Annotated in this window: 8 protein-coding genes and 2 pseudogenes; 4 read left to right on the top strand and 6 right to left on the bottom strand. The window is 69.2% G+C overall.

What is annotated here, in order from left to right; translation table 11 throughout:
* The 6 genes and pseudogenes from D180_RS02555 to D180_RS02580 all read right to left on the bottom strand — a co-directional run.
* A pseudogene (locus D180_RS02555) lies at positions 1-256 on the bottom strand (virulence factor family protein); the annotation flags it as partial.
* A gap of 325 nt (positions 257-581) precedes the next feature.
* Positions 582-1,688 carry a rod shape-determining protein RodA gene (gene rodA / locus D180_RS02560; protein WP_017911558.1) on the bottom strand — a complete coding sequence of 369 codons (1,107 nt, stop codon included), beginning with the start codon at positions 1,686-1,688 and terminating at the stop codon, positions 582-584.
* Entirely contained in the window at positions 1,685-3,745 is a 2,061-nt protein-coding gene (mrdA, locus tag D180_RS02565; RefSeq protein WP_017911559.1) for a penicillin-binding protein 2, read from the bottom strand. Before mrdA ends, rodA begins: the two co-directional genes overlap by 4 nt.
* Position 3,746: 1 nt before the next feature.
* On the bottom strand, positions 3,747-4,232 hold the full coding sequence (mreD, locus tag D180_RS02570) for a rod shape-determining protein MreD (RefSeq protein ID WP_010343694.1): 486 nt from the start codon (positions 4,230-4,232) through the stop codon (positions 3,747-3,749).
* Positions 4,229-5,338, bottom strand: coding sequence for a rod shape-determining protein MreC (mreC, locus tag D180_RS02575; protein ID WP_017911560.1), 1,110 nt, complete (start codon positions 5,336-5,338; stop codon positions 4,229-4,231). Before mreC ends, mreD begins: the two co-directional genes overlap by 4 nt.
* A gap of 170 nt (positions 5,339-5,508) precedes the next feature.
* Entirely contained in the window at positions 5,509-6,555 is a 1,047-nt protein-coding gene (locus tag D180_RS02580) for a rod shape-determining protein (protein ID WP_010343692.1), read from the bottom strand.
* 260 nt (positions 6,556-6,815) lie between these two features.
* Between D180_RS02580 and D180_RS02585 the strand changes: the two genes are divergently transcribed.
* The 4 genes and pseudogenes from D180_RS02585 to D180_RS02600 form a co-directional block, all read left to right on the top strand.
* Positions 6,816-7,748: a carbohydrate kinase family protein gene (locus D180_RS02585; RefSeq protein WP_017911561.1), complete on the top strand. Its 933-nt coding sequence runs from the start codon at positions 6,816-6,818 to the stop codon at positions 7,746-7,748.
* A 505-nt stretch (positions 7,749-8,253) separates the two neighbouring features.
* A complete protein-coding gene (locus tag D180_RS02590; RefSeq protein ID WP_043090354.1) occupies positions 8,254-8,766 on the top strand; it encodes a hypothetical protein in 513 nt (170 codons plus the stop codon).
* Between the two features lie 43 nt (positions 8,767-8,809).
* Positions 8,810-10,555, top strand: a complete 1,746-nt coding sequence (locus D180_RS02595) for an XVIPCD domain-containing protein (protein WP_017911563.1) — start codon at positions 8,810-8,812, stop codon at positions 10,553-10,555.
* 317 nt (positions 10,556-10,872) lie between these two features.
* Positions 10,873-11,813 (top strand): annotated as a pseudogene (locus D180_RS02600) (GAF domain-containing protein); the annotation flags it as partial.

Here is an 11,813-nt window from a genome sequence, read left to right on the forward strand (position 1 = left end):
GATAGCGCTGGCCGTCGACCACCGCGACCAGCGCGCCGCTGGCGGCGATGCGCCGCGCGGCGTCCTGCCGCTGCGCCGGGCTGCCGCTGGCCAGCAGGATCACCAGGCCCTGCGGCGCCCCCTGCGGATGCACCAGGGTCGTGCGCCCGTAGCCACGGGCGTGCAGCGCCCCCGGCGGAAAGTAATAGCGCAGCAGTGCATAGCCGCTCAGGCCCAGCACCACGCTCGTCAACAGCAACACGCGCAGGAATTTCATCGACACGCATCCATCCCGGCCAACGCCGAGCCTCTGGACAACCACGGGAACGACGAGGCAGCGGCGGACGACGCAGACGGCTGGGCCGGAGCCCGGATCGGCGGATGCGCTGCGGAGGATGCCTCGGCGATGTGGGCTGGGATGGATGCGCGGGGTCGCACCTGCCTACCCGGAAGTTCCTGCACACCTGTGGGCCGGGGGGAGCGGCGCGCGTCACGTGGCATCGACGCGCATTGTGCGGATGCACGACATGCGCCGCAATAATGCCGTCACCTGCCTGCAAGGTTGCGGTTAAGCCAGCGCGCCTGGAACGCCGTGCGCTGGTTCAGTAGCCGTGCACCGGACGGTGCGCCTTCACCGCCATCACCAGGCCCAGCCCGGCCAGCAGCGACACCGCCGAGGTGCCGCCGTAGCTCATCAGCGGCATCGGCACGCCGACCACCGGCAGCAGCCCGGAGATCATGCCGCCGTTGACCAGCACGTAGACGAAGAACGCCAGGCCGGTGGCGCCGGCCAGCAGCCGCGAGAAGGTGTCGCGCGCCTGCGAGGCGATCCACAGGCAGCGCCCGATCACGATCAGGTACAGGGTCATCACCGTGGCCACGCCGATCCAGCCGAACTCCTCGCTGAGCACGGAGAACGCGAAGTCGGTGGTCTGCTCGGGAATGAAGTTCAGGTGCGACTGCGAGCCCATGCCCCAGCCCTTGCCGTGCAGGCCGCCGGAACCGATCGCGATCTTGGACTGGATGATGTTCCAGCCGGCGCCGAGCGCGTCGTTCTCCGGGTTGAGGAACATCATGATGCGGTCCTTCTGGTAGGGCCGCAGCAGCCAGAGCCAGGCCACCGGCGCGGCCGCGGCGACGCCGCCGACGGCGATGCCCACCCACCACCACGGCAGGCCGGCCAGCAGCAGCACGAAGCCGCCGCTGGCGGCGATCAGCACGCCGGTTCCGAAGTCCGGCTGCAGCATGATCAAGGCGGTGGGAATGCCGATGATGACCGCGCTGACCAGCACGGTCGGAATGCGCGGCGGCAGCGGCATGCGGTGCAGGTACCAGGCCACCATCATCGGCATGCTGATCTTCAACAGCTCGGCCGGCTGCAGGTAGAACACCTTCAGGTCCAGCCACTGCCGCCCGTACTTGCCGGTGCCCAGCACGAACACCGCCAGCAGCGGCAGCATCGACAGCGCGTAGATCAGCGGGGTCCAGGCGCGCAGGCGCAGCGCCGACACCCGCGACAGGCTCCACATCGCCGCCGCACCGATGGCGAACCGCGCGCCCTGCGCCATCACCAGGTGCATGCCACCGGCGCTCTTGAGCACCGCCAGCCCCATCGCCATCAGCGCGCCCAGCGCCAGGCACAGCGGCCAGTCCAGGGTACGGGTGAAGCGGCCGCCGATCTCGACCAGCCAGCGCAGGAAATCCTTCATCGCTCGTCCGGAATCTCGTCGGGGATCGCCGGCGCTGCGGACTGCAGCGGTACCACCGCCGCATCCACCTCGGCCTGGCCGATCAGCACCGGGCGTTCGCCGGCGGCCAGGGCGACCGCATCGGCGGCGGCGCGCGAGCCGGGATCCTCGGCGTAGTACAGGTGGCTGCCGAAGGCGGTGGCGCCGCGCAGGCTGTCCAGCGGCTCCACGCCGGGCGGCAGCCGGCCGAGCAGCCAGGCATCGAAGATCTTGCGCGCGATCGGTGCAGCGGTGCTGGCGCCGTAGCCGCCGCCTTCCACCGCGATCGCCAGGGCGATGGTCGGCCGCTCCGCCGGCGCGAAGCCCTCGAACAGCGAACGGTGGCGCAGGTGCATCGGCAGGCTGCGCGGATCGACCGCCGCCAGTCCCTTGCGGCTGACCACCTGCGCGGTGCCGGTCTTGCCGGCCATCTGGTAGGGCGCGCCGACGGTGATGGCATAGCCGCTGCCGCCCGGGCGCATGGTGTCCATCATGCCTTCGCGCACCGCCTGCAGGTTGCTGGGATTGTCGCTGATCGGCTTGCTCGGGCCCGGCTGCACCGGCGCCCAGGGCTGATCGAAGGCCTGGCGCGTGGCCATCACCAGGTGCGGCGTGCGCAGTTGCCCGTCGGCGAGGCCGGCGACGCCGCGCACCAGTTGCAGCGGGGTCACCTTCCAGTCGCCCTGGCCGATGGCGATGTTGACCGTGTCGCCGGGGTACCAGGCTTCCTTGCGGCTCTTGGCCTTGTACGCCGGCGAGGGCACGATGCCGCCGGTCTCGCCGACCAGGTCGATGCCGGTGGGCACGCCGAAGCCGTAGCGGGTCATGTACTGGTCGACCTTGGTGATGCCCATGTCGATGGCCAGCTTGTAATAGTAGGTGTTCACCGACTGCGCGATCGACTTGCGCAGGTCGGTCCAGCCGTGGCCGCCGCGGTGCGAGTCGCCCCAGCCGCGGCTGACCCCGGGCAGGTAGAACATGCCGGTGGAGAGGATCTTGTCCTCCGGGCGGCGGGTGCCGCTGTCCAGGCCGGCCAGGCCCATGAACGGCTTGATGGTGGAGCCGGGCGCCACGCCACCCAGCACCAGGCGGTTGAACTGCGGCCGCGACGGGTCGCTGTTGAGCGCCTGGAAATCGGCGTGGGAAATGCCGTTGACGAACAGGTTGGGGTCGTAGGACGGCAGGCTGACCATCGCCAGGATCTCGCCGGTGCGCGGATCGATGGCGATGGCCGAGCCCTGGTAGTCGCCGAACGCGGCGACCATGGCGCGCTGCAGGTCGGCGTCGATGGACAGGCGCAGGTCGGCGCCGGACTGCGCCGGCACCCGGCCGACGGTGCGGATCGCGCGGCCCTGCACGTTGGTCTCGACCTGCTCGTAGCCGACCTTGCCGCGCAGTTGCTCCTCGTAATAGCGCTCCAGCCCGGACTTGCCGATGTGGGTCAGCGCCGCGTTGCCCTCGCCCAGCGTCTCCAGGTCCTTCTCGTCGATGCGGCCGACGTAGCCGATGATGTGCGCGAACAGGTCGCCGTAGGGGTAGTGCCGGGTCAGGTAGGGTTCCAGCTCCACGCCCGGGAAGCGCCAGCGGTCCACCGCGAAGCGCGCCCGCTCCTCTTCGCTGACACGCAGCTTCAGGGTGATCGGACGAAAGCTGCGGCTGGCCTTGCGCGCGGCCTGGAAACGCTCGATGTCTTCCGGCGACAGCGCGATGACCTTGCCCAGCTCGGCCAGCAGCGCGTCCATGTCGGCGACCTTGTCCGGGGTCACGTCGAGCCGGAACGCGGGCACGTTCTCGGCCAGCAGGCGGCCGTTGCGGTCGTAGATCATGCCGCGCCCGGGAACCACCGGCCGTGGCTTGATGCGGTTGGCGTCCGAGCGGGTGGCGTAGATGTCGTGGTCCAGCACCTGCAGCTTGAAATACCAGGCGCCCAGGCCCAGCAGCGCCAGCAGCACGCACAGGAAGCCCAGCGCCGCGCGGCGCCGGAACTGCTCGGCCTCGGCGTGCGGGTTCTTCTGCGCGCGACGCGGATGCAGGGCCATGCTACTTGCTCCGCCGGCCCAGCCGCAGCGCGTCCAGCAGCACGAACAGCGGCGGCCACAGCGCCATGCCCAGCAGCGGCGCCCACCAGTAGTTCCACGGCAGGGTCGGCTCGCCGACGGCCAGGTGCACCGCCGCGGCGACGATGCGGTCGTTGACCAGCAGGCCGCCGATCGCCAGCGCCTGCTGCGACATCGGGAAGAAGCGGATGCGCGCGCGGAAGCGCTGCAGGATGAAGCTCAGGATCACCAGGCGCAGCGCCTGCTCGCCCAGCACCCCGCCGTACAGCAGATCGGCGAGCACCCCGACCGCGAAGGCGAAGCCCAGCCCGACCTTGTCCGGCGTCTCGATCACCCAGTACGCCACCACCAGCGCCAGCCAGTACGGCCGCAGCGGCTGCACCACCAGCGGCAACGGCATCAACCCCAGCAACAGCGCCACGATCACGCTGACCGGGAGCACCCAGCCTTTGCTGCGCAGGCGGCTCATTGGGTGGGCTCCTTTGGAGCCGGGATTGGGGATTGGGGATTGGGGATTGGCGAAGCGGTCGCTCGTTTGGGCGTGCCGGGGGTACCGCTGCCGTTGGTGGCGTGAGTCATCGATTCGGTCTTGCGTGCTCCCGGCGCGGCCGCTGGAGCGGTGGCCTGGATACGCGGGGCCGCGGAGGCAGCCGGCGGCTGGGCCGCCGCCGAGGAGGCGTCGGCGCTGTTGGCCCGGCTTTTCACCAATCCCGAATCCCCAATCCCCAATCCCGTTGCAGCGGCCGAAGGCCGCAGCAACAACACATCCCGCCCGCGGTCCAGCTTCGCCGCCGGCTTCAGCTCGCCGACCAGGAAGGCGTGGGTGTCGTCCGGGCGCAGGGCGGAGATGGTGCCGACCGGGAAGCCGGCCGGGAAGCGGCCGCCCAGGCCGGAGGTGACGATCTCGTCGCCCACCTCGACGCCGGCGCTGAGCGGGATGTCGCGCAGTTCCAGGCTGCCGCCGCGGCCGTAGACGATCAGGCGCACGCCGTTGCGCGCCACCGTCACCGGCACCGCGTGGTCGGGGTCGGTCAGCAGCAGCACGGTGGAGTGCAGCGGGGTCACCGCGATCACCTGGCCCATCAGGCCGCCGGCGTCGATCACCGCCTGGCCGACGTGCACGCCGTCGCGGCTGCCGGCATCGAGCACCAAGCGCTGCCGGGTCGGGTCCAGGTCGATGTCCAGGATCGGCGCCAGTTGCACGTCCAGGCCGCGGCGCTCGGCCACGCCCAGCAGTTCGCGCAGCTGCGCGTTGTCCAGCGCCGCGGTCTGCAGCCGGGTCAGGCGCGCCTTGGCGATCAGCAGTTCGTTGCGCAACGCGCGGTTTTCCTTGACCAACTGCGCGTGGCTGGCCGCGTTCTCCTGCACCTGCGACCCCAGCCGTCCGGGCAGGCCGGCCAGCGCCCAGATCGGCTGCACCAGCACCGTGGCCTGGCTGCGCAGGCGGGCCAGCCAGTCGGCCTGCGCGTCGAGCACGATCAGCACCAGCGCCAACGCCAGGTAGGCCAGCAGGCGCGGCGTGCTGGCGGATTCGCCGGGGCGGGCGGTGACGGGAGGACCGGCGTAAGGAGGCACGGGCTAAAGCCGGGAGTGGGGAATCGGGAGTGGGGAATCGAACAACAACGGCGCGCTCCCGGCGCGATCGGGCCGGAGCGCAGGCAGGCGAGTGGAGAGGGAGCCGGCAGTGCGGAGGCGGAGGGGCCATTCTATTCCCCATTCCCGACTCCCCATTCCCGGCCTCACATTCACTCCGGCGCGAAGAACTCGTTGCCGTGCATGTCCACCAGTTCCAGCGCACGGCCGCCGCCGCGGGCCACGCAGGTCAGCGGATCGTCGGCGACCTGCACGTGCAGGCCGGTTTCTTCGGAGATCAGCCGGTCCAGGTCGCGCAGCAGCGCGCCGCCGCCGGTCAGCACGATGCCGCGCTCGGCGACGTCGGCGCACAGTTCCGGCGGGGTCTGCTCCAGCGCCAGCTTGACCGCCGAGACGATGCCCGACAGCGGCTCGTGCAGCGCTTCCAGCACTTCGTTGGAGTTGATCTTGATCATCTTCGGCACGCCCTCGGCGAGGTTGCGGCCGGAGATCTCCATCTCCTGCACCACCGCCTGCGGATAGGCGCAGCCGATTTCCAGCTTGATCCGCTCGGCGGTGGCCTCGCCGATGAGCATGCCGTGGTTGCGGCGCACGTAGTTGGTGATCGACTCGTCGAAGCGGTCGCCGCCGATGCGCACCGACTGCGAATAGACAATGCCGTTCAGCGAAATGACCGCGACCTCGGTGGTGCCGCCGCCGATGTCGATGACCATCGAGCCGCGCGCCTCGGTGACCGGCATGCCGGCGCCGATCGCCGCGGCCATCGGTTCCTCGATCAGGTACACGTCGCGGGCGCCGGCCTCCTCGGCCGATTCCTTGATCGCGCGGCGCTCGACCTGGGTGGAGCCGGCCGGCACGCACACCAGCACGCGCGGGCTGGGGCGCAGGAAGCGCGACTTGTGCACCTTCTTGATGAAATGCTTCAGCATCGCCTCGGTGTAGGTGAAGTCGGCGATGACGCCGTCCTTCATCGGGCGGATGGTGGTGATGTGGCCCGGCGTACGGCCGAGCATCTGCTTGGCCTCGGCGCCGACCGCGGCCACCGAGCGGGTGCCGCCGATCGCCCGGTCCTGGCGCACCGCGACCACCGACGGTTCGTTCAGCACGATGCCCTGGCCACGCACGTAGATGAGGGTGTTGGCCGTGCCCAGATCGATGGACAGGTCGTTGGAGAACATGCCGCGGAGTTTCTTGAACATCGGGGGATTAGGTCCTGGGGCGCGCGCCGTCGCCAGAATGGCGAAAAAATGGGCAGAAAACGAAGTCCGCTAGCCTAGCAACCCGCCTGGGTGCGGGCAAGGAAAATTCTCGCTAAAACCACGCGTTGCGTGGTATCGGCGGGACCGCGATGGATCGTGGTTCTGGCCCTGCCGGGCCGCAGCCGTTACCCTTTGCGCCGCGGCGACCCCGCCCCTCGCCCGCCTGAATGCGGGCTCATTCCTCCGCCAAGGCCTGCCCGATGTCTGCACTGATCTGTGGTTCTCTCGCTTACGACACCATCATGGTGTTCCCGGACCAGTTCAAGAACCACATCCTGCCGGACAAGGTGCACATCCTGAACGTGTCGTTCCTGGTGCCGCGGATGCGCCGCGAGTTCGGCGGCTGCGCCGGCAACATCGCCTACAACCTGCACCTGCTGGGCGGCCACCCGATCCCGATGGGCACCGTGGGCCAGGACTTCGGCCCGTACCGCGAGCATTTCCAGGCGCTGGGCATCGACCTGTCGCGGGTCAAGGTGATCGAGGAGCTGTTCACCCCGCAGGCGTTCATCACCACCGACCACGACAACAACCAGATCACCGCGTTCCATCCGGGCGCGATGATGCGCAGCTACGAGAACCACGTGAAGGACGTGCCGGGCGTGACCCTGGGCCTGGTGGGCCCGGACGGGCGCGAGGGCATGATCCAGAACGCCGAGGAGTTCAGCGCCGGCGGCGTGCCGTTCATCTTCGACCCCGGCCAGGCGATGCCGCTGTTCAACGGTCCGGAACTGCGCCAGTTCATCGAGCAGGCCGACTACGTGGTGGTCAACGACTACGAGTCCAACCTGCTGCAGGAACGCACCGGCTGGAACGAGAAGGACATCGTCTCGCGCGTGCAGGCCTACATCACCACCCAGGGCCCCAAGGGCGCCCTGGTCCACACCCCCGAGAAGACCTACGACATCCCGCCGGCGCACGAGCGCCGCGTGGTCGACCCCACCGGCTGCGGCGACGCCTTCCGCGCCGGCCTGATCTTCGGCATCCAGCGCGGCTGCGACTGGCTGACCATCGGCCGCATGGGCAACCTGATGGGCGCCCTGAAGGTCGAGCACCCGGGCACGCAGAACCAGCGCTTCGACTTCGACGAATTCAACGACCAGTTCAAGCAGCAGTTCGGTTACGCGTTGTAAGGCTGGGGCACTTCCGGCGGAACGGCAGCGTCGACACCTGGCCATCGCGCTTGCCGGCCGCCTACCCGGCGGGCCGCCGTTCCACGACCGATTGCGACGCGGCATCCAGGCTTGCGGCGCCGATCCGGGCGGGGCTAGACTCGGCCGCCCGCGTCGATGGAATGATCGGATGGACACCGCGCCTCGCTGGACCGCCAGGATCCTGGCCGCCGCACCGATCCCGCATGGACTGCTGCTCTCCCTGTGCTGCGCGGCGACCCTGTGCGCCTGCGGCAACGCCGCCCAGGCACCCGCGAGCGCGACTCCCTCCGTGCCCCCGACCGCCCCCGCGCCTGCCGCGAACGGCCCGACGGCGCCTGCTGCGACGCACGATGCGGCGGCCGCGCAAGCGCCCCCCGGCCACTATGCCACCCAGCCCGGCTGGGGCCAGCTGACCGTGCAGCCCGATGCACGCTTCACCCTCGAAACGCAGAATGTCGATGCCGGTTGCAGCTTCAGCGGCACGCTGCACGGGACCCAGGCCGCGGTCGACGACGGCACCTGCACGCTGCAGTTCGCACCCAAGGCAGACGGCGTGGCGGTGTCCGCCACGGCCGGCGCCGAAAGCGCGTGCCGGGAGTACTGCGGCGGCAACGGCAGCTTCGCAGGCGACTATCTGAAACAGGCTGCGACCTGCACGCCTGAAGCCATGCAGCGAACGCGCAAGGCCTTCCAGGCATCCTACGATCGCAAGGACTATGCGGGTGCCGAAACGGCGCTCGCGCCGCTCTATCGCGACTGCGTGGCGGCCCTCAGCTTCAGCGACGCCGGCGCCATCCGCAACGACTACGCGCTGACCCAGCATAAACTCGGCGACGATGCCGGATGCCGGCAGACGCTGGCGCCCTACCAGGACGACGCCAAGCGCAGCGACGACGCCATCAGCGATGGCATGACGCCCGCCCTCGTCGACGATTACCTCCGCGTGATCCGCGCCGCACGCACCAACCTCAAGCTCTGCGGAGAAGGCAGAGGCTAACGCGAGCGTCTACAGGGACGACACACCATCGGGGAACAGCGACATGTCCGATCCAAACACCGCCCCCACCGCGGCAACGCCGCAACTCACCGACGCGCAACTCAAGACCTTGGGCTACTTCGCCATCGGCGTGGCCTCGGAAGGCAGCCTGGGCCCCAAGAATGTGGCCTATCACCTGTCGTTCGCCGGATCGGTCGAGGGCAACACGCTCAAGCCGGTGGCCAACAGCGGCTTCAGCATCGGCACGCTGCAGACCGACCTGGGCGCACATCCGGACGTCGTCCCGACGCTGGTGGATGCCTACCAGACATGGGCCGCCCGGCAGACTCCGAGTCTGGCGCTGTCGGAAAACCAAAGAACACAGACGATCTCCGATCTGCAGCGCAATGGCGATGCCATCCGCGCGGACAACGGCCGCGCACCCGATGCAACCGTGCTCAAGAACCTCAATACCTTCCTGGCCTCCGATGCAGGCGTGCAATTCGTACACGATCGCGACCGCACGCAGATCGACCATCTGATGCGCGAAGGCGACGGCAAGAAGGACCATGGCGGCGCGCTGCACCAATTGCGCCAGACGGAGTTGTACAAGAACGCGAGCCTGGACGACCAGGCCAAGTACGCCACCGTGCTGATGAAGCTGGAGAACCAGGCCGGCAAGAGTCAGTATCCGAAGATCCTCAAGGGCATCAACGACGGCAGCCTCGGCAGCGTCGAGGACGTGGTGAACAAGGTCGACGCGCTGCTGCCGAACAAGACAAACAAGAAAGGCGAGGTGGTGCCCGACTACATCGAGAGCGGCGTCCACCACGCGCTCGCAGGTACCGAGGTGTTCAACAAGCTCCGTGCGGCGCAGCCTGGAAATCCCCTGCACGATGCTTTTGCGGCGGTCTCCGCCGACCCATTGCGCAGCCCGGTCGACCTGAAGGGCGATACCGCCCACGCGGATGCGCTGCATCAGTACAACGCGACCAAGACCCTGTTCCTGCAGAACGGCCAGTCGCCAAAACTGATCAGCGCCCTCGACCAGGACAGTGCGTTCGGCTACAACCTCAAAGGCCGGAACGGCAAGACGGTCGCGCAGTCGTCGAGCCTGTTCGGCGCGGACAACGATGTGGTCGTCTTCGATGGGAACGGTCACGGTACCGCCTTCGTCGGCGGCAAGTGGAGCGCGGTGCAGCGCGACGAGGTCAAGCGCGTCGGCAATGCCGATCAGAGCGTGGATCTTCAACTGCGCAAGGACGGCAAGAGCGAAACGCTGCTGCACGTACCGACCCCGGCGCAGTTGCGCGAACGCAGCGAGCAGCAGCAACCGCAAACGCCTGCGCCGGATCGCGCTCCGGCGTCGGCGCCCGGCCCGAACGACGCCAGCCACCGGAATCATGCGCTGCTCGAGCAGATCCGCGAGGGCGTCAGAAGGATCGACCAGGATCTGGGCAAACCGTACGATGCGGCCAGCGAACGCCTGAGCCGCGCTGCGTTGGCCGCTTGCCGGGACAATGGCGGCCCCGGCAACGCGCCGCTGGCGTCGAACGCACTGGAACGGGCCGATCGCGTGGCGCTCACCGAGAAGGGCCATCTAGTGGTGGTCGAAGGTGAACAGCGCGACCCGGCGCAAAAACGCGCCAGCGTAGATGTGCAAGTGGCGCTCGCCACTCCGGTGGAGCAGTCCGACCAGCGACTGCAGGCCGCGAACCAGGCGATCGACCGCGAACGGCAACTCGCGCAACAGCAGGAATTGGCGCGCGAGCGGGACGCACCGAGCCGCAACGGCCCGGCACTGGCATAACCCGACTTCGGCCGGGCGCATGCGGCAGCGCGCAGCGCGCCGTCTGCGTAGCGGGCGGTGCGGTGCGGCACTCGATTCGATTCGCCAAGTCGCCGTTCCCACCGCGCGACGGTGGATGCGGATGCACTACGACAGGGCGCTGCCGGGGCGCGGCGCGTCCTGCACGCCCACCGACAGTCATGATGGAGCGAGGATCCCAGCGCGACCGGGGGATCGACGACGGGCGACGCCATCGCTTTGCTGCACTGCGGGTTGAGCCCAGGCCTGGTTTGTGCGTCACTTGCGCAAGGGCCCCTGGGGGGGACGAGAGCGCGCCCATGTCCGAGTCGACTGTCGCCAGCCTCGCGCAAGCCAAGGTCGTCGCACCATCCGCCGCCGACGCCGACTGCGCGCCGCTGGCGCGCATGCGCCATTTCCGCCAGATCGAGTCCTTGCCGCCGGCGCTGGCACGCTCGTGGCGGCGCTGCCTCGACGAGTACGGCCTGGCCCCGGACACCCACCCCTCGCCGATGGTCCACGACGACGGCGAGCTGCGCGAACGCCAGCAGCGGCTGGAGGCGCTGCTGCGCATCGCCAAGGTGGAGATGGAAAATCTCTACGAACAGATCGCCGGCGGCAGCTACGCGGTGGTGTTCGCCGACACCGAGGCCACGGTGCTGCACAGCGTGCAGGATCCGGCGCTGCTGCGTGCGTTCCGCGAGACCGGGCTGTTCTGTGGCGCCAGTTGGGCCGAACGCTACCAGGGCACCAACGGCATCGGCACCTGTGCGGTGGAGGGCAGTGCGCTGAGCGTGCACCGCGGCGAACACTACCTGGAGCGGCACCTGCCCTTGTCCTGCAGCGGCGCGCCGATCCTGGATCCGCAAGGCCATCTGCTGGCGGTGCTGGACGCTTCCACGCCCGACCCGCGCGATACCAAGCTGGTGCAATGCCATACCGGCGCGCTGGTGCGCATGTCGGCGGCGCAGATCGCCCGCGCATACTTCCTGGAACAGTACCGGCATGCCTGGATCCTGCGCTTCCACAGCCGCCCCGAGTTCGCCGGGCTGCTGCACGAGGCGCTGATCGCGGTCGGCGGCGACGGCCGCGTGCTAGCGGTCAACGAGGCCACGCTGGAACAGCTCGGCAAGCCCGACCGTTCGCCACTGGTCGGGCGCGACATCGCCCAGGTGATGCAGCTGGATTTCGACACGCTGGAGCAGCGCGCGCGCAAAGACGCCAGCACGTTGTGGTCGATCCGCTGCGCCTGCCACGGCCG

Source organism: Xanthomonas sp. SHU 166, assembly GCF_000364685.1.
Taxonomy (GTDB): domain Bacteria; phylum Pseudomonadota; class Gammaproteobacteria; order Xanthomonadales; family Xanthomonadaceae; genus Xanthomonas_A; species Xanthomonas_A sontii.